Source organism: Planosporangium flavigriseum (assembly GCF_011947225.1).
Taxonomy (GTDB): Bacteria; Actinomycetota; Actinomycetes; order Mycobacteriales; family Micromonosporaceae; genus Planosporangium; species Planosporangium flavigriseum.
The window spans coordinates 380,820-401,316 of record NZ_JAATVW010000002.1; the positions used below are offsets into that span (position 1 = coordinate 380,820).

The window sequence follows — 20,497 nt, forward strand, 5'->3', positions numbered from 1 at the left end:
CCAGCCGCCGGGTCCATAGACGGTCACCCGCGTGGGACATAGGCCCCCATGGGCAGCACTTGACCGCAGAGTGGCCAATTCCGTCCACACAGCCCGCAACTTCCCCGAAGCTGCGCCGTTAGTACCAACAGCGACAACAACTTTCCGACCAAGTTGCGCGATCAAGCAACAAACGACAAGGCACCGCAGCCGCGGCTGCGGTGCGGTGACACGAAGGGGCTCGGTGATTCCGGTAGCTCGGGGAGGCGGAAACGAAGGACACCGTTCCCCGACAGAGGAACGGTGTCCTAGAAGTGGTGCGAGTCTGGAGTAGTGGTCAAGAGGCGAGTCGGACGTTCTCTGCCTGCGGGCCCTTGTTGCCCTGCGCGATCTCGAACTCGACTCGCTGACCGTCCTCCAGCGTCTTGTAGCCGTCCATCTGGATCGCCGAGAAGTGGACGAAAACGTCCTGCCCCCCGTCGACGGCAATGAAGCCGTAGCCCTTCTCGCTGTTGAACCACTTGACGGTGCCCTGTGCCACGGTGCACTTCCTCACTTCGGTGGTGCTGGGTATTGCCAACCCCCGACGACGCGGCGCGACGCCGGAGCCGTCGGTGCCTCGCTGTGCCCCCAATGGACACAGACGACGAACGACGACCGATCACGCACGCTACACGAGGCCTCCCAACCCCGTACAGCCCCAAATCGGACAGCCAGACTAACCTCCAGATTCGCGATCATCTCAACGGATAGCGGTTAGAGAGCTGGAATACCGGGTAGTCTTTGCTCCACCGCGGCATCGATAAATGTCTATTACTGATTCCGTGGCTGGGCCTACGCGTGCCGGCGCGACTGTACGATCCGGAACCGACTGGCCACGTACGCGCCGTCGGTGAGAACGGAGTTCGCCGCCGCGTTGGCACCGCTGCCATGGAAGTCGGAGAAGGCTGCCGACTGGTTGACGAAGACCCCATCTGTCAGGTTTGCCGAAAGGTGCACTCCGACATCTAGCGCCGCCCGCTCCGCGAATTCCAAGACCTTGTCATCGCACGAGTACACCGACGCGGTAAGGGCACCGCGCCGCCCCACGGTCCGCCGGAAGACCTCAAGACTGTGCTGTGTGGAATCCGTAGCGACGACGAACGAGATGGGTCCGAACCACTCCTCGCCGTATGTCTGCTCACTGTCCGCGTCGAGCTTGATAACCACCGGGGTACGCACGACCGCGTCACCGAATGCCGGATGGGTGACCTCCTGCGAATCGAGCAGGATCTCGCCCGAATCGCGGACCCGTTCCAGCCGCTCCAAAACGCCATCGTTGACGATGGCGCCGGTCAACTCGACGGCTCGGGCCGGGTCGCCGGTCAGCTTTCCGACCGCCGCTGCGATACCCCCGGCGACCTCGTCGAAACTCTTGTGGCCGGCCTCGGTGGCGATGCCTTCGCGCGGAATGAGGATGTTCTGCGGCGCGGTACACATCTGTCCGCTGTAGAGGACCAATGAGAAGGCGATGTTGTTGCACATTCCGGCGAAGTTGTCGCATCCGTCGACGATGACGGTGTTGACTCCCGCCTTCTCCGTGTAGACCACGGCCTGCCGGGCGTTCGCCTCCAGCCAGTCGCCGTACTCGGTCGACCCGGTGAAGTCGACGATCCTCACCTCGGGCCGCAGCGCCAGCACGCTCGCGAGACCCTCCCCCGACTCCTCGGCCGCGAGGGTCACCAGGTTCGGATCGAACCCGGCCTCGGCGAGGACCTCCCGGGCGTGCTTGACGGTGATGGCGAGCGGGAGGACGGCGCGCGGATGCGGCTTGATCATGACCGGGTTTCCGGTAACCAGCGAGGCGAACAGGCCCGGGTACGAGTTCCAGGTGGGGAACGTGTTGCAGCCGATGACGAGCCCGATGCCGCGCGGCACGATGTGCCATGTCTTCATCAATCGGAGCGGCTCAGCCGAGCCTTTGGCGCCCGCCGGCTTCTCCCAGTGAGCCTCTGCCGGCGTACGCGTCATCTCCGCGTACGCGTACGCCAACGCTTCGAGCGCCCGGTCGAGCGCGTGCGCGCCGCCGGCCTGGAACGCCATGACAAACGCCTGCCCGCTGGTGAACTGCACGGCGTTGGCCAGTTCGAAGATGTTCTCGGACAGCCGGGCGAGGATCTCCAGGCAGACCCCGACGCGGGTCTGCGGGCCGGCATCGCGCCAGGCCGGCAGGGCCGCGGCGGCAGCGGCCAGCAGCGCGTCGGCTCCCGCGTGCGGGTAGCGGACGTCCAGCCGGATGCCGAAGGGGCTCTTCTCGGTGGCGACCCGGCCGGTGGTACCCGGTTGGTCCAGCGGAAAGTCCGCACCGAGGTACGCGTCGAACGCGGCTTTGCCCCGGGGCGCGGCGTCCTCGCCGTACACCCGGGGGCTGGGCGATTCGTTGAAGGCCGACCAGTAGCCACGGTCCCGGATCGCGGTGAGAGCCTGGTCGAGGGTGGCGGCATGCTTGCCGTAGAGGGAATGAGGTTGGCTCATGACGTCATCCTGCCGGCTGCCCCGGGGCCGTGGACAGATTCGATTCGTGCCCGGTCGGCAGTTCGCGCATCGTGCGTCGCCTACTACGCCGACGTCAGCCGCGACCGACCTCCCGCTGCCAGTTGACCCAGACGTCCACCGGCCGGAATCCCAGCGCCTCGTTGATCGAGATCATGTGGTCGTTGACCGCGGCGTTCCAGGTGTCGACGAAGCGCAGGGCGGGCTCGTGGGCGAGCGCGTACCGGAGGTTGACGGCCTTCACGATCGTGCCGAGCCGGTGACCCCGGTGTGCTGGGTCGACGAGCGTGATCTTCTGCCAGGCGTGGTCGCGCGCCGAATGCTCCATGACAAGTTCCGTGCGGGCGACGATCCGGCCGGTCGCGTCGTGCCGTACGCCCGCGTTGTAGCACCGGGTCCCGTGGCCGACCCGGGTCTCGTCCATCGCGCGCTGCAGCTCGGCATCGATGTTCTCCGGCTCCCACTCGAGGTCACCCATCGGGGCGTCGGCCATCAATCGGCTGCCGAGATAGGCCACGTCGGCCAGGTACTCCTCCGGGGTGCGCTCCCGCCACCGCACCAGCGAGTACCCATCGGCGCGCCGCCACGCGTCGGCCAGCAACCGGTCGTACCGCTCGGCGTCCACGCTGGACAGATCGAGCCGGCGCCGGACCTCGCGGAGCGCGTCGCGCGCGCCCACCGCCCGGGCGAACCCGCCCGCTGACCCCGGCAGGTCGGCCCCGTCCGGCAAGGCCTCGACCGCGTCACCCATCAGCCGGGCGCGGCCAGCGGCTCGGACGTATTCGGCGACGTGTTCGTAGAGGGCCCAGCCGGCACCACGCCGACGATGATCGGGGTGGACGTTGAGGTCGCACCAGGCGTTGTCGAAGTTGTCGCGCTGGGGCAGCCTGACATCCGCGACGCCGACCGGCCGGTCACCGTCGTGGACCAGCCACGCCGCCATGACCTCGTGCGGCCATGGAACCCGGAAGACCACGTCGTGGGCGTGTCGGCACGGCGGCGGAAAGTCGGGAACGTCGTGGGCCCGCGCCGCGCTCCGGATGGCGTACGACGCGTCGAGGGCGGCCGGGTCGGCGGGGTCAAGCTCGACGACGCGGAAGGTACGGGTACTGATGGTCATACCCGGCAGGGTGCGCCGGACGGAGCCTGGCACGCGAGTGAATTTTTCCTAGACCGAGCTTTCCCCGGAAATGGTCGAGAGGACGCTCGCACAACGCCTCCGGCGCTGCGGTCGCGGGCCTGCCGAACGGATCGGCGGCCTCGCGGCGACGCGTCCTCCCGCACCGAAAATCGTGCCGCCAGGGCAAGGCGCAGTCAAGGCCTCCGATGCCAGATCTTCAACGGCAAGCCACCGGCCCAACACTCTGCGCAGCCGGCCATTCCTTCCGCAGAAGGGGGCGAATGCTACGGCAGGAGCGCCCGAAACGGGCGCTCCTGCACGTGAAAGATATAGATAAACTTCTTCATCCTTTACAGATGGTGGAAATTCATCCCAGCAAGCCGGCCTCGCGGACCGCCCGCAGCGACGGCTTCACCCGGTACGTGGGCCCCACCCGGTCGGCCACCGCGTCAAGGGTCTTCAACCCTTCGCCGGTGTTGTACACGACGGTCTCGGCGTCCGGGTCCAGCTTTCCCTCGGCGACCAGCTTCCGCAGCGCCGCCACCGTGGTCCCACCCGCCGTCTCGGCGAAGATGCCGGTGGTACGGGCGAGCAGCCGGATCGCGTCGCGGATCTCCTCGTCGTCGGCGTACGCCATCCAGCCACCCGTGCGGCGGACCGACTCGAGGGCGTACACGCCGGCGGCCGGGTCGCCGATGTTGAGCGACTTGGCGATGCCCGTCGGCTTCTGCGGGATGATGTCCTCGCGACCTTCGTGCAGCGCCAGCGCGATCGGGTTGCAGCCGGCGGACTGGGCGCCGTACACCCGCCACCCGTTGGCCGGCGCCTCGACCAGGCCGATCTCGACGAGCTCGGTGAACGCCTTGTCCACCTTGGTCAGCAGCTCGCCGCTGGCCATCGGGATGACGACCTGCTCCGGGATCCGCCAGCCCAGCTGCTCGGCGACCTCGTACCCGAGCGTGCGCGAGCCCTCGGCGTAGAACGGCCGGACGTTGACGTTGACGAACGCGGTCGTCTCGAACTCGTCGGTCTCGGTCAGCTCCGAGCACAGCCGGTTGACGTCGTCGTACGAGCCGTCGATCGCCACCACGTCACCGCCGTACACGGCCGTGGTGACCACCTTGCCCTGCTCGAGGTCGGACGGGATGAAGACCATCGACGGCACCCCGGCACGGGCGGCGTGCGCGGCGACCGAGTTGGCCAGGTTGCCGGTCGACGCGCAGGCGTACCGGTCGAAGCCCAGGGCACGCGCGGCGGTGAGGGCGACCGACACGACCCGGTCCTTGAACGAGTGGGTCGGGTTGGCGGAGTCGTCCTTGACCCAGAGCGGGGCGCGCAGGCCGACCTCGCGGGCCAGCGCGGCGGCGGGTACGAGCGGGGTGAAGCCCGGGTCGAGCGTGACCCGGGTGGCGGGGTCCTGGCCGGCCGGCAGCAGCGACGCGTACCGCCACATGTTCGCCGGGCCGCGCTCGATCTCCTCGCGGGTCACCCGCTTGAGGGCCGCCTCGTCGTACGCGACCTCAAGCGGCCCGAAACACTCGTAACAGGCGTGCTGCGCGGCGAGTGGGAACTCGGTGCCGCAGCCGCGACAGACCAGCGCGCGGGCGGGCGAGTTGACGAACGGAGACGCGTCGATGGTCGACGTCATAGAGGCCTTCCTCTCATCTTCCCCGGCGTCGCACCGGGACGGAATTGGCACCTGCCACGCGCGACCTCGTCATCGAGTCGTCAGTGGTGGTTGCCGGGGCTTCGTCGGGCCGTTTCCCTCAGCCCCTCTGGATGAGGTATGCAGTTGTGCTCACGAGTCTAAAGATCAGGCGCGGTCGCCGCTACGGTACGTGACCCGTCGTGAGTGAGGTCACCCAGCAGTGTCAGGAGGGTGCCCGTGCGGCACGGACACCCTCCTGACAGGTCTCAGCTGACGACGTCCTTGCGCAGGAAGCGCCACCACGCCAGCCCGAAGAAGACCACGGCGTAGCCCAGCGCGGAGATGCAGCCCCGGACCAGGTTGTCGGTCTGGATCGGTGTCGACAGCAGCCCCAGCCACGCCTGGGCGAAGTGCGTCGGCAGGAAGCTGCGGATCGCGCCGAGCGCCGTGATCTGGTCGAGGATGCTCGACAGGATCTGCAGCAGCACGGCACCGCCGACCGCGCCCAGCGGCGCGTCGGTCGTCACCGACAGCAGGAACGCCAGGCCCGCGACGACCAGCAGGCTCACGGCCAGATACGCCATGATGCCCAGCAGCCGCAGCAGCGCCTCACCCGCGGCGATGTCACCGGCGATCGTGCTGCGCAGCGGGTGCCAGCCGTACCGCAGGGTGCCGACGGCGAGCGCGGTGCCCAGCAGGAGCACCATCGCGATGACGGAGTACGCCAGCGACACGGCGAGCTTCACCCCGAGGAGCCGACCGCGCGGCACCGGGATCGCGAGCAGGTATCGCAGGCTGCCCCAGCTCGCCTCGCTCGCCACCGTGTCACCGCAGAACAGCGCGACCACCACGATCAGCAGGAACGATGCCGACACGAACACCGTGAACAGGGCGAAATTGACGCCGCCCGCCGTCGCCAGGTCGACCAGGCTGGAGAACTCGCCCCGCCGCCGGCCATTGTTGCCGTCGCCGGTGTTGAGCTGGAACGCGACCAGGATGATCAGCGGCAGGACCACCATGAACCCGAGCGCGAGCTGGGTACGCCGTCGGCTGGCCTGCCGCCGGAACTCGGTGGCGAACGTGAAGGTACGGGTGGGCCGGTAGGTGTCCATGGCGGTCGGGGGCGCCGCCGGAGCTGTCGTGGTCATCGCTCTCCGCTCGCTTTCGTGTCGCCACCGACCAGGGCCAGGAACGCGTCCTCCAGACGCCTCCTGGGCACCACCCGGTCCACGCCGATACCTGCCTTGACCAGCGCCGCGACCACCTCGGCCCGCGGCGTGCCGTCCAGGTCGACGACCAGGCTGTTGCCGCCCGACCAGGCCACCGTCCGGACGATGCCCAGCTCGTCGAGCACGTTCTCGGCGAGGTCCACGTCAGATACGTCCAGGTGCACGCTGGGCGAGTCGCCGACGATGTCGTCGACCGGCCCGGACGCCACGATCTGCCCCTTGTGCATGACGACCACGTCGGTGCAGGTCTGCTCCACCTCGGCGAGCAGGTGGCTGGAGACGAGCACGGCCCGCCCGTCAGTCGCGTACCGGCGCAGCACCTTGCGCATCTCCGCGATCTGGGGCGGGTCGAGACCGTCGGTCGGCTCGTCGAGCACCAGCAGCTCCGGGAGGCCGAGCATCGCCTGCGCGATCGCGAGCCGCTGCTTCATGCCGTGGCTGTACGTCTTGACCTTGCGGTGGACGGCGGTACCGAGGCCGGCGATGTCGAGCGCCTCGTCGAAGCGCGCCTCCGCCTCCGGCCGCCCGGTGGCCTTCCAGTACAGCTCGAGGTTGGCGTACCCGGTCAGGTGCGGCAGGAAGCCGGGGCCCTCGACGAGCGCGCCGACCCGGCTGAGCACCGGCGCGCCGGGCTTGAGCCGCTGCCCGAAGACCAGGATCTCGCCGGCGGTCGGGTAGGTCAGCCCCATGAGTACGCGCAGCGTCGTCGTCTTGCCCGCGCCGTTGGGCCCGAGCAGGCCGACGACGGTGTTGCGCTCGACGGCGAAGTCGACCTTGCTGACCGCGACGAACCCGTCCGCGTACTCCTTGCGCAGCCCACGGACGACGAGCGGAGTCTGCGCGTACTCGTCCTCGGTCTGCTCGCGACGGCGTAGCCGCCGGCGGCTGAGCGCGATCAGCACGACGAGCGCGAGCGCGATCGCGGCGACGAGCCCCGCGAGCACATAGCGCCAGATCACCGACGGACTCTGGAGCGGCGTACCGGCCGCAGTCGGCAGGGTGACCGGACCGTTCGCCGCAACCGTGTAGACGGTCGGCGCTGCGGGGCTCAGGTACGACTGGTCGGAGGTCGAGACGGTGATCCGCAGCCGGTGACCCTGCTCGAACCGTCGCACGATCGCCGGCAGCGTCACCGTCGTCGGGACCGCCTGGTCGATGCTCGTCGGCAGGCCGGTCAGCCGGACCGGGGCGACCAGGCCGTTGGGGAGGGTGGGCTGGCCGTTGGCGTCGACGTCGTAGAGCTTGACGAAGAGCACGGCCTCGCGCGTCGGGGAGGCCACCTTGAGCTGGACGGTCGGGGAACCCGTCACGTCCGTCGTCTTCGCGAGCGGCGCGGAGTAGAAGTCCGCGTGCTGGCCTGGCACCTCGATGGTCATGCCGCTGGCGAGGTTGCCGATGGCGCCGCCGACCCCGGCGAGTGAGGAGACCGCTGCCGGGTTGCCGTTCGGCGGGTTGGCGGCCGGCTGCGGCGGCCCCTCCACCGTGACCCGCTCGGTCTTCGTGCCGCCCGTACCCGGGTAGTCGGCGACGTTGAAGCCGGCGGCGACCAGGCCGTCGCCGCTGGCGTCGATGCCGGAGATGCGCGAGTACGTGAAGCTGTTGTTCGGTTTCGCGCCCTTACCGGCCAGGTAGTGGTCGAGCCACTGCGCGGTCAGGAACTTCACCCGGTCCTGGTCGGACTGCGGCCCCTGCCCACCGTCGTGGCCGCCGGTGAACCAGGCGACGCGTACCGGCGTGCCGTTCGCTGCGATGCCCTTGGCGTTGGCGTCGGCTTCCGACAGCGGGAAGAGCGAGTCGGCCTCGCCCTGGATGAGCAGGGTCGGCGCCTTGATTCGGTCGAGCACGCCCGCGGGGCTGGAGCGGCGCAGCAGGTCGATCGCCCGTGCGCTCGGGCGGCCGGTCGTGGCCATCTCCAGGTACACCTGGCAGACGTCGAGGGCGAACCGCCCGCACTGCGCGGCGGACGGGTCGGCGCCACGGGGGCCACGCGGTTGAGCCACTGGCGCGGTCCCACCCATCGATCCGCCCGAGCCAAAGAACATTCCTGCCCACTGCTTCTTGAACACGCCGTTCTCGGGCCCACCGCCGATGCCGTTCGGCAGGAAGGCTCGGGCCAGGTCGTTCCACGTGATCATCGGTACGATCGCGTCGATGCGCCGGTCATGCGCTGCCAGCAGCAGCGACAGGCCACCGCCGTACGAGCCGCCGACCGCGGCGACTCTGGGATCGTTCGCGCTGTCCTTGCGAACCTCCGGTCGCCTCGCTAGCCAGTCCACCAGATTCTTCGCATCCTTGACCTCCCAGTCCGGGCTGTCGAGGTGGATCTGACCGGTCGAACGCCCGAACCCCTGCGCGGTCCACGTCAGTACGGCGTACCCGTGCTCCGCGAGGCTCTGGGCGTCGGACACCGAGTCGAGCTTGGTACCGCCGAATCCGTGCGCCAGCAGCACCGCCGGGACGGGGTGGCTCGCATCGGCACTCTTGGGCAGGTACAGCCGCGTGTCGAGGGTGACATCCTGGTCACCGCCGGGTCCGGTCTTGACCGCGATCATCCGATCTTCGGTGCGGTAGCTTGACGGCACCGGCCACGCGGCCCAACTGATCACGCCGGCGAGCAGGATGAGCACGATGGAGCCCGTGACCACGCGGCGCCGGGTCAGGTGTACCCGCGCCCATGCACGACGTAGTCGCGCCGGAATCGATGACGGCATGGCGCCAACGGTACGACGCCGAAGCTGTGTGCTACCTGAAGGTCCCCGGCGGTGTCAAAAACGGCTGTACCTCCACTCCCCAGTGGGGTGTGGAGGTACAGCGTTCGCCATGCCTTTATGAAGTCACGTTCGGGTGCGGACCAGAAGCGGAGGTCGTGCGGCGCCTACAGTCCGCGGCGCTGCTCGCTGATCGACGATTCTCCCGCGCGCACCAGGTCGAGCTGGTCGGCGTCGGCCGGCACGCGCTCCAGCACCGCCGTGTCGGCGTTCGCGTAGTTCACGACGGGCCGCAGGTTCTGGACCGGGTGGCGGGTGAGCGAGGATGCGTTGTCCCGCGAACGGCGGCGGCGACCGCGGAACTGCTCCCGCTCGGCGCGCTGCGCGTTGAGGATCGCGTCGATCTTGCTGTTCTTGGTCCCGTGCGCGTACCCGATCAGGTACGCGACGCCGTTGGCGGCGCAGGCGATCAGGAAGGCCGTGATGGGCAGCCACACGAGCGGCGAGCTCTGGTCGAAGACCACAGACATGGGGAGGGGCTCCTTTCGTGCCGTCCGCACTTTATGAAGGGATCACGCCCCGGTGATACACCGATTTCCGATCTAGACCCGTTTGGATACGGACCTCAACCCCGCGGTAACCGCCAACCATACTTTCAGTCACCGAGTACCCCTGATCAGATTAGCCGTAACAGGGGGACGCATGACGGGATCCGAATCGGTAGCGAATGTGGCAGCCAACTCATGTGACAGCCACCGCGCGCCGGCCCGATTTCCTTACGCCCCAGTAAGGTATTGCTCGCGACGCAAAGGTATCGCCCGCAACGCGGGCAGCAGAAAACCAATCTGCGATCATGGTGAATATCTAGTAATTACGATTCATCTATTTGTAGCCACCGAATACGCCGCAGGACCCCAACAACCGCGATTCGACACGCCACCCCCGGTTGATTCCGGGCCACCTGTAGGCGCTTCTTGGGCAACCCGTAGGCACTTCTTGTGCCACCTGCGGTCACTTCTTGCGCCACCCGCGCGCATGACGGGCCGATGAATGCACGGCGACGATAGGCTCATGATCGTGTCCGAACCGTCCCGATCCCTGACCCTGACCGCCAGCCTGCGCCCCGCCGCACTCGACGCCCGGCGCGGTGTCGTCCGCCTGCACCCCGAGGTTTTCACGGCGCTCGACCTGCGCCCAGGCGATCCGGTCACCCTCACTGGACGGCGGACCACGGCCGGGATCGCGGCGCTCGCCGAGTCCGGCGCGAGTCGTGCGCTGCTCTACGCCGACGATCTGATACTCGGCAACCTCGGCGCCCGGGACGGCGGCCAGGTCACCGTCGCGCCGACGCCGGTGAAGGCCGCCCGTACGGTCACCCTGTCCGGCCCGGCCGAGATCCAGGCCGTTGTCAGCCCGGAGATGCTGAGACTCGCGCTTCTCGGCAAGGTTGTCACCGTCGACGACAACGTGTCGCTGATGCCGCAGGATGTCGCCCCGGCGAACGACGTCCGCGGCCTGCTGGAGGCCGCGCGGCGCAGCCTGTCCAACACCATCGGGTACGGGTTCACCAGCGCCCTGGTCACCGTCACCGCTGCCGAACCGGAGGACGCGGTACTGGTCACAATGGACACCGTCGTCGCGTGGCAGAACGGACCGGCCACCCACGAGCCGGGCAGCGTGCCGGCGCCACTCGCGGTGGAGGCGGCCGGCCCGAGCCTCGACGACCTCCCCGGCCTCCGCAGCCAGGCACACGACCTGGCCGAACTGCTCGACCTCGGGTTCCACCACGGTGAGGTGCTCGCGAAGCTCGGCACCACGGTCTCGCTCGGCGTACTGATCACCGGTCCTGCCGGCTCCGGTAAGTCGACCCTGGTGAAGGCGGTTGCCGAGGGCATCGGCGCGGAGGTCACCGCCCTCTGGGCGCCCGAACTCGCCGCGATGACCAACGAGGACGCCGCCAACCGCCTGCGGACCGCGGCAGGAAAAATCAAAAATCCGGGCGTACTGGCCATCGCCGACGTCGAAGCCCTTGTCCCGCGAACCTCCCCCGGCCCGCTGGCGACCGTCTTCCGCCAGGTGATCCGCGGCCTGCTCCGCGACGGCGTCGCCGTCATCTGCACCACCAGCCACCCGGAGGCGGTCGATCCGGCGCTGCGCTCCCCCGGCCTGCTCGAGCACGAGATCGGCGTACCGCTGCCGGACGCCGCGATGCGCCGCGAGCAGCTCGCCGCCCTCACCCGGGACATGCCGCTGGCCGAGGACGTGCGCCTGGACGACATCGCCGGGCGTACCCCCGGCTTCGTCGCCGCCGACCTGGCCGCGTTGATCCGCGAGGCCGGCGTACGGGCGGCGCTGCGGCAGAAGTCGACCAGGCGACGCAGCCCGAAGGTAGCGAAGGCCGACTTCGACGGCGCCCTGGAGGTCGTCCGCCCGACGTCGATGGCGGACAACTCGTTGGAGCTCGCGAAGCTCACCCTCGACGACGTCGGCGACATGGCCGAGATCAAGGAGGTCCTCACCGAGTCGGTGCTGTGGCCACTGTCCTATCCGGACGCTTTCGCCCGCCTGGGGATCGAGCCGCCGCGCGGCGTACTGCTGTACGGACCGCCCGGCTGCGGCAAGACCTTTCTGGTCAAGGCGATCGCGGGTACGGGTAAAGCGAACGTCCTGTCGGTCAAGGGCGCCGAGCTGCTGTCGAAGTGGGTCGGCGAGAGCGAGCAGGCGGTTCGCGAGCTGTTCCGCCGCGCCCGGGAAGCCGCGCCGACGCTGGTCTTCCTCGACGAGGTGGACGCGCTCGCACCGGTCCGCGGACACGCGACCGACGGGGGCACCGCCGACCGCGTCGTCGCCGCGCTGCTCACGGAGTTGGACGGGATCGAGCCGCTGCGCAACGTCGTCGTCATCGGCGCCACCAACCGTCCCGACCTGATCGACCCGGCGATGCTGCGGCCGGGGCGGCTCGAACGGCTGGTCTACGTGCCGCCGCCGGATGCGCCGGCCCGGGCCGAGATCCTGCGCGCGGTGGCGAAGAACGTCCCGCTGGCCGACGACGTCAACCTGGACCGGCTCGCCAGGAAGCTCGAGGGCTTCTCGGCGGCCGACTGCGCGGCGCTGATCCGCGAGGCCGCGCTCGCCGCGATGCGGGAGTCCCTGGAGGCGTCGACCGTGACGGCCAAGCACGTGGCAGCAGCCCGGGAACGAGTCCGGCCGTCGCTCGACCCCGACCAGGTCGCCTGGCTCGCGGCATACGCCGGCCAGCACGCGGCGCACTGACGGTCCGGCCCGCTTTAACGGCGGGTCGGCCCGCTTTAACGGCGGGTCGGCCCGCGGCCGGTGCGCACCCGCTGCAGCCGGTTGACCAGCACCGGGTCGTACGCCAGTGCGGCGGGCCGGTCGAGCAGCGCGTTGAGCAGCCGGTAGTAGCTGGTCGGGGACAGGTCGAACCGGTCGCGGATCGCCTGTTCCTTGGCGCCCGGCTGGCGCCACCACTGCTTCTCGAAGTCGAGCAGCGCACGCTCCCCGTCGGTCAGCTCGGCCGCCCCGACGTCCGAAATGGACTGCGGCTGGTCGACCGAGTCGGGGGCCGGATCAGCCGGCTCGTCCTCGGCTTCAATCACTTTCCTGGCCTCGTTCTCCGCGCGTTCCATGTCGCCTCCCGGCTCGTGTCGCGGCCGGTTACCAGCCTAGTTACGCGACGATGACGCGCACGCCGGCGTACTCGAAGGCGCTCACGATCTCCGGCGTGGCACCCGAGTCGGTGACCAGCGTGTCGATCCGGTCGATCGGGCAGATGCGGGCGAAGGCGTGGCCGCCAAGCTTGGAGCTGTCGGCGATGATCACGACGCGGCGGGCCTGGCCGACCATCAGGCTGTTCATCGCGGCCTCACCTTCGTGGTGGGCCGCGGCGCCGAGCGACACGTCGAGCGCGTCCACCCCGAGCAGCGCCACGTCGAGAGTCACCTCGCGCAGCAGGTTGGCGCCGAGCGGGCCGACGAGCTCGAAGGACTGCGGGCGCACCACCCCGCCGGCCACGACGATCTTCATGCGCGAGCGTACGAGCAGTTCGTTCGCGATGTTCAGGGCATTGGTGACGACGGTGAACTGGGCATCGTCGGCATTGCCGGCCAACTCCGGGCGCACCGCGAGGGCGCGGGCCACCTCGGTCATGGTCGTCCCGCCGTTGAGGCCGACCACCATGCCGGGATCGACGAGCGCGGCCGCCGCCGCGCCGATGCGCTGCTTCTCCGCCGAGTGCTTGGCGGTCTTGTAGCGCAGTGGCAGGTCGTAGGAGACGCCGTTGGCCACGGCTCCCCCGCGGGTACGGGTGATCATCTGTTGCTGGGCGAGCTGGTCGAAGTCGCGCCGGATGGTGGCCTGGGAAACGGCGAGCCGCTCGGCCGCCTCCTCCACGGTGACCCGGCCGCTCTCGGTGAGCAGCTCGAGAAGCGTGTTCCAGCGGGCGTACCTGTCCATACTCACCTCCCTGCGCATATCGTGCGAAGTGCTGTGCACACTAATGCGCGAAATGGCGCGTGACAAGCGCGGCCGTTGCGCGTTTCACCTATTGTCCGTTGCGATCTTGGACACTTAGGCCGGCTGTGGCCGGCGCAAGTGTCCAAGATCTCGATAGCGCCTCGATAGCGCCGCGCTATCACTGCGGGGGTAGCGGGCAGCGTGTGGCCTCCTGCACAATGTCGCGCGAAGCAGCCCCCTTTCGCGCCGAACCACGCAGTCGGGAGTTGGTATGGCGGACAACGTGGTCGTCGCCCTCGACGTGGGAGGCACCGGCATCAAGTGCGCGCTCGTCGACGCCACGGGCCGCGTACACCACAGCGAGCGCCACGCCACCGGCCGCGAGCGCGGGCCGGACGCGGTTGTCGCGACCGTTCTGGAGATCGCGGAGGGCCTGGCCCGTACGGCGGTCAGCGCCGGGCTACGACCCGAGGCGGTAGGCGTCGTCGTGCCCGGCGTCCTCGACGAAACGGCCGGGATGGCGGTCTGGTCGGCCAACCTCGGTTTCCGCGAGGTGCCCCTGCGGGAGCTGATCTCCCGGCGACTCGGGCTTCCGGTGGCGCTCGGCCACGACGTCCGCGCCGGTGGGCTCGCCGAGGCCCGGCTGGGCGCGGGCCGCGGATTTCGCCACGTCCTGTTCGTGCCGATCGGCACCGGCATCGCGGCGGCCCACGTCGTCGACGGCCGGGTCCTCGCCGGGGCACACGGCGCGGCCGGCGAACTCGGCCACGTGGTGGTACGCGCCGATGGCCCGCCGTGCGACTGCGGGCTGCGCGGCTGCCTGGAAGCGCTGGCGTCGGCCGCAGCGGTCGCACGGCGGTACGCCGAACGCGCCGGAAGCGCCGGAAGCGCCGGAAGCGCCGACCGCACTCTCGGCGCCGATCAGGTCGCGGCGCTCGCCGCCGCCGGCGATCCGATCGCCGGGGCCGTCTGGCGGGATACGATCAATGCCCTCGCCGACGGCCTGCTCACCGGACTCGCACTGTTCGACCCGGAGGCCGTGGTGGTGGGTGGCGGCCTCGCCGAAGCCGGCGAGGCGCTGCTGACTCCGCTCGGCGCCGCTCTCCGCGCCCGGCTCACGTTCCACCGCGAGCCTGTCCTCGTACGGGCGGCGCTCGGCGACGAAGCCGGTTGCCTCGGTGCCGGCCTCATCGCGCAGGACGCGCTCGACCAGGAGACTCCATGACCGTTCTCGCCGGCCCGCGGATCGTCACGCCCGACGGGATCCTCGACGACGGGTACGTGCGTGTCGAGCGCGGCACGATCGCGGCGGTCGGATCCGGCCGGCCGGCCGGGCAGGTGGAGACGGTCGACGGCGCGTGGATCGTGCCGGGCTTCGTCGACATCCACACCCACGGCGGCGGCGGGTACACGTTCACCACCGGGGACGCGCAGCAGGCGAAGGGGGTGGCCCGCTTTCATCTGGCGCACGGCACCACGACGCTGCTGGCCAGCCTCGTCACGTCTCCGCCCGCCCTGATGCTGGCAGCGACCCGCGCGTACGCGCCGCTGGTCGCGAAGGGAGTCATCGCCGGTATCCACTTCGAAGGCCCGTACCTGTCGCAGCCGCGCTGCGGCGCCCAGAACCCGGCCCACCTGCGCTCTCCTTCTACCGACGAACTGTCGCGGCTGGTGGAGGCCGGCGAGGGCGCGGTCCGCATGGTGACCATCGCCCCGGAACTCCCCCGCGCGCTGGAGGCCATTTCGCTGCTGGCCACCTACGGGGTGGTGGCCGCCATCGGACACACCGACGCCACGTACGAGCAGACTCTCGCCGGCATCGCCGCCGGCGCCACCGTCGGTACCCATGTCTTCAACGGCATGCGGCCGCCGCACCACCGCGAGCCGGGCCCGGTGGTCGCGCTGCTCGACTCGGAGGGCGTCACCTGCGAGTTCATCGCCGACGGCGTGCATCTGCACGACGGCATGCTCGCGTTCGCCGCCCGCGTCACCGGCCCGACGCGCGCGGCGCTCATCACCGATGCGATGTCGGCGGCGGGGATGCCGGACGGGGAGTACGAACTGGGCGGCCAGTGCGTCACCGTCGCCGGTGGGGTGGTTCGCCTCTCCGCCGGCGGTTCGATCGCGGGCAGCACGCTGACCATGGACGCCGCGTTCCGCCGGGCGGTGAACGTCGGAATCGGAATCGAGGGCGCCGTTCGCATGGCCGCCACGACGCCGGCGGCCGCGATCGGCCTGCGCGACGTGGGTGCGCTGGAGGCCGGCCGGCGCGCCGATCTGGTCGTGCTCGACGACGACCTGCGGGTGCTGCGCGTCATGCGCGCCGGCACCTGGATCTTACGGCTCCCATGATCATGGGAGAGGAGGGTGGCGTCGGCGCGCCAAAAACCACAGCGCGCCGGCGCACAGCACGAGAACGCCGGCCAGGACGCTGTGCCACGGCAGCGAGGCGGCCAGCACCACGCAGCCGACCAGCCCAACGGCGGGTACCACCCGTCCCCGGCCGGGAAGCGTGAGCGCGGAGGCGTTCGCGATCGCGTAATACACCAGTACGGTCACGCTGGAGAAACCGATCGCGCCGCGTACGTCGGCCAGCGCGACGAGCGCGACCACGACGGCGCCGATGAGAAGCTGCGCCCGGTGCGGCACGCGCCGGGCCGGGTGGATCTCGGCGAGCGACTCCGGCAGGTCACGGCGGCGGGCCATGGCGAGCGTCGTACGCGCCACCCCGGCCAGCAGCGCCAGCAAGACACCGAGCACGGCCACGGCGGCGCCCAGCCGGACGAGCCAGGCGAGCCCGGGTACGCCCGCAGCCTGCACGACGGCGGCCAGCGGCGCCGGAGTCACAGCGAGCCGCGGGGCCCCCAGGACGGCGAGCGCGGTGACCGCGACGACGGCGTACACGACGAGAACGGCGCCGAGCGCCACCGGGATCGCCCGCGGAATGGTGCGCTCCGGGTCCCGGACCTCCTCGCCGAGCGTGGCGATCCGCGCGTAGCCGGCAAACGCGAAGAACAGCAGCCCGGCGGCGGTGAGCACACCGGTCGGCCGGGTCCCCGAGCCGTCCAACGGAACCACCCGCGCGTGGGTCAGCCCCACCGCGACCACGACTCCCAGTACGCCGAGGGTGACGGCGACGAGCCAGCGGGTCACCCCGGCCGTCTTGGTGACGCCGAGCAGGTTGACCGCGGTGAGCGCGACGACCGCCGCGACCGCGATCGGGCGGGCCAGGGCCGGCGCCGCGTAGAGGCCGACTGTGAGGGCCATGGCCGCGCAGCTCGCCGTCTTGCCGACCACGAAGCCCCAGCCGGCCAGGTAGCCGGCAAACTCGCCGAGGCGCTCCCGCCCGTACACGTACGTGCCACCCGACTCCGGATACCGGGCCGCGAGCCGGGCCGAACTGGTGGCGTTGCAGAAGGCCACCAACCCGGCGATCGCCAGCGCGACCAGCAGGCCGGCCCCACCGCCCGCGGCGGCCGTGGCCGGCGCGAAGACCACGAAGACCCCGGCGCCGAGCATCGAGCCCAGGCCGAGGACCACCGCGTCGCGTACGCCCAGGCGGCGCTCGAGCGTGGTCACCGTTGTCGAGCCAGGCCGGGTCGCGCCCAGCCGCTCGTGGCGAGCCGCCGGCCGAGCGGCAGCGAGTCCCAGGGCGCCCGCATGAGCAGGCGGTAGAGCAGCAGTCCGAGCAGTAGCCCGGCGACCGAGTCGGTCAGCCAGTGGAAACTGAGGTAGACCGTCGTGAAGAACAGGATGACCGGCGGCACGACCCGGAGCGCCCACCGCCGCTGCTCCCGGAGGATGCCCGCGAGGAGCAGCGCGATGATCCCGTACCAGACGATCGCGACGACCAGGTGGCCGGACGGGTAGGACTGGCCGGCGGGGTCGCTGAACAACCGCTCGGGGTTGGCGACGCCGTTCTGGTTGTTGGGCGGCGCCCGGTGCAGGCCGAGCTTGAGCGCGAGCACGGTGACGCCGGTGAGCAGCTCGGCGGCGAGCACCGGCAGGAGCGGGCGTACCGACCGTCGCCGCCACCCCAACACGACCGCCAGCCCGAGCGCCAGGACGGCCAGCGGCGTTCCCTGGCCGAGCAGGTTTCCGCCCCGGGCCAGCCAGTACAGCAGCTCCGGCCGGTGTGCCCGGCACCAGTCGTCGACGCGCACGTCAATCGCCAGGACCGCCTCGTTGGTCAGCGCCAGCGTGAGAGCGATGAAACCGGCGAGCAGTGCGCCATCCACCCACCAGGACCGCTTCGCGGGTAGCAGCGGCGAGCCGTCGGTCGGTAACCGCAGCAGCCGGCAGAGCGCCGCGAAGCCGTCGTCGCTGCCGGGCCAGTGCCGCCGCAGGGCCGGCAGGCCCACCCGCCGGGCCACGGAGCGCAGGGTCCAGGCGACGACGATCGCGTCATCGGCGTACCCGAGAACCGGCACGAAGTCCGGTATCAGGTCGAACGGCATCGCGAGGTACCCGCCGAGCAGCAGCAGCCGTCCGCGTACCCCCGACGGCAGAGTGCCGTCGGCGGCGAGCCGGCCGACCAGCCTCAGGAGATCCGGGAGCAGCCGCAGTGCCTCCGGCAGCGCGCCCCCGCGCGGCTTTCCGACCAGCAGCACGCCCACGAGGGCGAGCCAGGCGACGAGCGCCCCGGCGGCCACGCCTGCCATGATCTCCCACGCCCGCACGCCCGCCACGGTACCTGGCCTCGATGGCTGCTCGAAGCGGCTCCACCCGCCACGCCGAGTCGCCCGCCCTGAGGGAACAACGCCGGCGGCCCGGAGCGTGACGCTCCGGGCCGCCGGCGTTGTTCGTTCGGCTACGGCGAGGGTCAGCGCCCGCTCGACCGCAGCGAGATGCCCTTCAGGAAGATCTCACCGATCTTGGACGGGTCAGGGGCGAGGAACGTGCCCCCACCGGTCGTACTCGTGATCTGCTTGAGCTCGGCCTCGCTCACCTCGGGGCCGATACCGATCGCGATGATCTGAATGGGCCGGTTCGGGTCCATGACCTTCTTCAGCTCAGCGGTGAGCTGGTCGAGGTTGAGGCCCTGCGGATCCTCATTCTTACCGTCGGTGAAGAGCACGATCGAGTTGACCCGGCTGGGGTCCCAACCTTCCTGGACGTTCTTGTACGCGGCCAGCACCGTGTCGTAGAGCCCGGTAGCGCCACCGATCTTGGGCTGAACGGCACCGAGCGCGCCGAGAATCTGCTGACGCTGGTTGGCGAGTAGTCCGACCGGCACGAGTTCGCGGTAGTCGTTCGCACCTTCGAGCTGGGTCGAGAACGTCCACAGGCCGATGGCCCAGGAGTCGTCGAACAGGGCGAGGCCCCGCCTCGCCGCCTCCACCGTGACCTGCTCACGCGTTGCGTTGCCGGCCGTGGGTACCGGCTCCGCCATCGAGCCGGACACGTCGATGACCGCGAGCATCCGCCCGGGCAGGGTGACGGCCGACCAGGTGGACAGCACCTTGTCGAGAATCTGCGGATCGGGCGCCTTGACCGCCGGCGACGGGGTCACCGGCACGCCCTTGGTGGTGGTGAAGCCGCTGCCGGCGCTGCCGTCGGCGGCCCGGAGGCCCACCCTGGCCAGCCGGTCGCGGTAGGGGTCACCGGCCAGCGTCACCAGCAGGGCACGCGCCGCGCTGGTCTGGTCGGCGGAGAGCCCGGGCAGCACCGCGAACGGGTAGTCCAGCGGCATCGGGGCCGGGTCGATGAACACCGCGGCCAGCGGCACCGGCGGCTGTCCGTTGTTGTAGGCGATGACCGCCTGCTCCGACAACGGCGCGGCGCCGACGCTGCTCGTCAGCGACGCGGCGTCGGTGGCGCGCGGGAACTTCGCCAGCAGGTCGTCGCGCAGCGTCGACTTGCCGGTCGCCAGCGCCCGCAGCGCCGCGACCTGGGTCGCCTGGCCGTTCGCACCGCCCGCCGCGTTGGCCGCCGCCGTGAGGGCGAGCAGGCCGCTGGTGCCGGACGCGTCGCGACTGGGGTCGACGATGCCGGTACGAATCCTGGTGTCGGAGGTCAGCTTCGGCAGCAGATCAGCCCAGGTCAGCTTCTTGTCCGGCCAACCGAGGGTGGCCGCGAGCGGCTGGGGCATCGCGAGCACGACGGGGCTGCGGGCGATCGACGGAGCATCGGCCGGCACCCAGTCCGGACCGGCGGTGCGCAGCCGCTGCAGCCACGTCCCCGAGTCCGGGATCCAGACGTCCGGCACCTTGCTCTTGCCGCTCGCCTGACCCACCCCGGTGAGGACGGTGTCGTGCTGCCCGGCGACCGCCGCCGCGACGTCAGCAGATTCGGCAGCGGTCACGTCGACCGCCACGCACTTGTCGTTGACCTGAGGCTTGGTCTCAAGCCACTGGGCTGCGGTGCTCTGCACGGCCGGGACGATCTCGCGTGCCGCCGCGACCGTCAGGCGCACCGTGTTGGAGCACGACGGCGATGCGAAGAGACGGTATCCGCCCCAGCTCACCGTGATGATGGCCAGGACCGCAGCGGCCGCCGCGACAGCGCGCAAACCGCCGGATGTACGTTGACCGCCGGCACCCGGCATGGCAATGCCGGTGCGGCGCGGATTTCTATGGCGTCCTCCCACGGCTACCCAATTTCCCTGAGTAAGCGCGGTGCGCACCACGTACGTTCAGTCAAAGTTACCGCCGAGAAACAGAGGGGTGGGCGGCCTAGTTTAAGCACAGACCGGGCCCTATAGACGAATAGCTATCAGTGACTGTATCGATACAATCACTGTGGGCAATCGGAGCCATCGTGACCACATGGTTCACTCGCCCCGGTTGCCAGGTGAGGCGAAGTACTT

The 20,497-nt window shown here is 70.2% G+C and carries 15 protein-coding genes and 1 riboswitch; of the genes, 3 read left to right on the forward strand and 12 right to left on the reverse strand.

Annotation, left to right across the window (positions count from 1 at the left end):
* Positions 1-316: 316 nt before the first annotated feature.
* The 7 genes from HC028_RS04625 to HC028_RS04655 all read right to left on the reverse strand — a co-directional run bounded on the left by HC028_RS04625 (position 317) and on the right by HC028_RS04655 (position 9,746).
* Positions 317-520, reverse strand: a complete 204-nt coding sequence (locus HC028_RS04625) for a cold-shock protein (RefSeq protein WP_167928535.1) — start codon at positions 518-520, stop codon at positions 317-319.
* Positions 521-813: 293 nt separating this feature from the next.
* Positions 814-2,493, reverse strand: coding sequence for a phenylacetic acid degradation protein PaaN (gene paaN, locus HC028_RS04630; protein WP_168073166.1), 1,680 nt, complete (start codon positions 2,491-2,493; stop codon positions 814-816).
* 94 nt (positions 2,494-2,587) lie between these two features.
* Complete coding sequence (locus HC028_RS04635; RefSeq protein WP_168073168.1) at positions 2,588-3,631, reverse strand: GNAT family N-acetyltransferase; 1,044 nt, start codon at positions 3,629-3,631, stop codon at positions 2,588-2,590.
* Between the two features lie 367 nt (positions 3,632-3,998).
* The gene (gene thrC / locus HC028_RS04640) at positions 3,999-5,279 is read right to left on the reverse strand and encodes a threonine synthase (RefSeq protein ID WP_168073170.1); all 1,281 of its coding nucleotides are present in this window, start codon (positions 5,277-5,279) and stop codon (positions 3,999-4,001) included.
* A gap of 10 nt (positions 5,280-5,289) precedes the next feature.
* Positions 5,290-5,417, reverse strand: a riboswitch (SAM riboswitch).
* A gap of 128 nt (positions 5,418-5,545) precedes the next feature.
* Positions 5,546-6,427: an ABC transporter permease gene (locus tag HC028_RS04645; protein ID WP_168073172.1), complete on the reverse strand. Its 882-nt coding sequence runs from the start codon at positions 6,425-6,427 to the stop codon at positions 5,546-5,548.
* Positions 6,424-9,219 carry an alpha/beta fold hydrolase gene (locus HC028_RS04650; protein ID WP_168073176.1) on the reverse strand — a complete coding sequence of 932 codons (2,796 nt, stop codon included), beginning with the start codon at positions 9,217-9,219 and terminating at the stop codon, positions 6,424-6,426. Before HC028_RS04650 ends, HC028_RS04645 begins: the two co-directional genes overlap by 4 nt.
* Before the next feature lie 164 nt (positions 9,220-9,383).
* On the reverse strand, positions 9,384-9,746 hold the full coding sequence (locus HC028_RS04655) for a hypothetical protein (protein WP_168073179.1): 363 nt from the start codon (positions 9,744-9,746) through the stop codon (positions 9,384-9,386).
* 547 nt (positions 9,747-10,293) lie between these two features.
* Here HC028_RS04655 and HC028_RS04660 point away from each other — a divergent pair.
* Positions 10,294-12,489: an AAA family ATPase gene (locus tag HC028_RS04660; RefSeq protein ID WP_239075434.1), complete on the forward strand. Its 2,196-nt coding sequence runs from the start codon at positions 10,294-10,296 to the stop codon at positions 12,487-12,489.
* Between the two features lie 35 nt (positions 12,490-12,524).
* Here the strand turns inward: HC028_RS04660 and HC028_RS04665 are convergent, their stop codons facing one another.
* Together HC028_RS04665 and HC028_RS04670 are read right to left on the reverse strand one after the other, a co-directional pair.
* Positions 12,525-12,863 carry a DUF3263 domain-containing protein gene (locus HC028_RS04665; protein WP_168073191.1) on the reverse strand — a complete coding sequence of 113 codons (339 nt, stop codon included), beginning with the start codon at positions 12,861-12,863 and terminating at the stop codon, positions 12,525-12,527.
* A gap of 40 nt (positions 12,864-12,903) precedes the next feature.
* The gene (locus HC028_RS04670; protein ID WP_168073192.1) at positions 12,904-13,689 is read right to left on the reverse strand and encodes a DeoR/GlpR family DNA-binding transcription regulator; all 786 of its coding nucleotides are present in this window, start codon (positions 13,687-13,689) and stop codon (positions 12,904-12,906) included.
* 271 nt (positions 13,690-13,960) lie between these two features.
* Here HC028_RS04670 and HC028_RS04675 point away from each other — a divergent pair, with 271 nt between their 5' ends.
* Entirely contained in the window at positions 13,961-14,914 is a 954-nt protein-coding gene (locus tag HC028_RS04675) for an ROK family protein (protein ID WP_168073193.1), read from the forward strand.
* Positions 14,911-16,041, forward strand: coding sequence for an N-acetylglucosamine-6-phosphate deacetylase (nagA, locus tag HC028_RS04680; RefSeq protein ID WP_168073194.1), 1,131 nt, complete (start codon positions 14,911-14,913; stop codon positions 16,039-16,041). The genes HC028_RS04675 and nagA overlap by 4 nt, the downstream gene beginning before the upstream one ends.
* On the opposite strand, the gene HC028_RS04685 is transcribed toward nagA, so the two are convergent.
* The 3 genes from HC028_RS04685 to HC028_RS04695 form a co-directional block, all read right to left on the reverse strand.
* A complete protein-coding gene (locus HC028_RS04685; RefSeq protein ID WP_168073195.1) occupies positions 16,042-17,268 on the reverse strand; it encodes an APC family permease in 1,227 nt (408 codons plus the stop codon).
* A complete protein-coding gene (locus HC028_RS04690) occupies positions 17,265-18,368 on the reverse strand; it encodes a phosphatase PAP2 family protein (RefSeq protein WP_239075433.1) in 1,104 nt (367 codons plus the stop codon). The genes HC028_RS04685 and HC028_RS04690 overlap by 4 nt, the downstream gene beginning before the upstream one ends.
* Before the next feature lie 143 nt (positions 18,369-18,511).
* Positions 18,512-20,236 carry a substrate-binding domain-containing protein gene (locus tag HC028_RS04695; protein WP_168073196.1) on the reverse strand — a complete coding sequence of 575 codons (1,725 nt, stop codon included), beginning with the start codon at positions 20,234-20,236 and terminating at the stop codon, positions 18,512-18,514.
* Positions 20,237-20,497: the final 261 nt, after the last annotated feature.

What these genes read in the sequence shown, in the direction of transcription:
- HC028_RS04645 (WP_168073172.1), bottom strand. Translation starts at nt 6,427, where the DNA reads ATGACCACGACAGCTCCGGCGGCGCCCCCGACCGCCATGGACACCTAC.
- HC028_RS04650 (WP_168073176.1), bottom strand. Translation starts at nt 9,219, where the DNA reads ATGCCGTCATCGATTCCGGCGCGACTACGTCGTGCATGGGCGCGGGTA.
- HC028_RS04635 (WP_168073168.1), bottom strand. Translation starts at nt 3,631, where the DNA reads ATGACCATCAGTACCCGTACCTTCCGCGTCGTCGAGCTTGACCCCGCC.
- HC028_RS04670 (WP_168073192.1), bottom strand. Translation starts at nt 13,689, where the DNA reads ATGGACAGGTACGCCCGCTGGAACACGCTTCTCGAGCTGCTCACCGAG.
- HC028_RS04655 (WP_168073179.1), bottom strand. Translation starts at nt 9,746, where the DNA reads ATGTCTGTGGTCTTCGACCAGAGCTCGCCGCTCGTGTGGCTGCCCATC.
- paaN (WP_168073166.1), bottom strand. Translation starts at nt 2,493, where the DNA reads ATGAGCCAACCTCATTCCCTCTACGGCAAGCATGCCGCCACCCTCGAC.
- nagA (WP_168073194.1), top strand. Translation starts at nt 14,911, where the DNA reads ATGACCGTTCTCGCCGGCCCGCGGATCGTCACGCCCGACGGGATCCTC.
- HC028_RS04695 (WP_168073196.1), bottom strand. Translation starts at nt 20,236, where the DNA reads ATGCCGGGTGCCGGCGGTCAACGTACATCCGGCGGTTTGCGCGCTGTC.
- thrC (WP_168073170.1), bottom strand. Translation starts at nt 5,279, where the DNA reads ATGACGTCGACCATCGACGCGTCTCCGTTCGTCAACTCGCCCGCCCGC.
- HC028_RS04675 (WP_168073193.1), top strand. Translation starts at nt 13,961, where the DNA reads ATGGCGGACAACGTGGTCGTCGCCCTCGACGTGGGAGGCACCGGCATC.
- HC028_RS04665 (WP_168073191.1), bottom strand. Translation starts at nt 12,863, where the DNA reads ATGGAACGCGCGGAGAACGAGGCCAGGAAAGTGATTGAAGCCGAGGAC.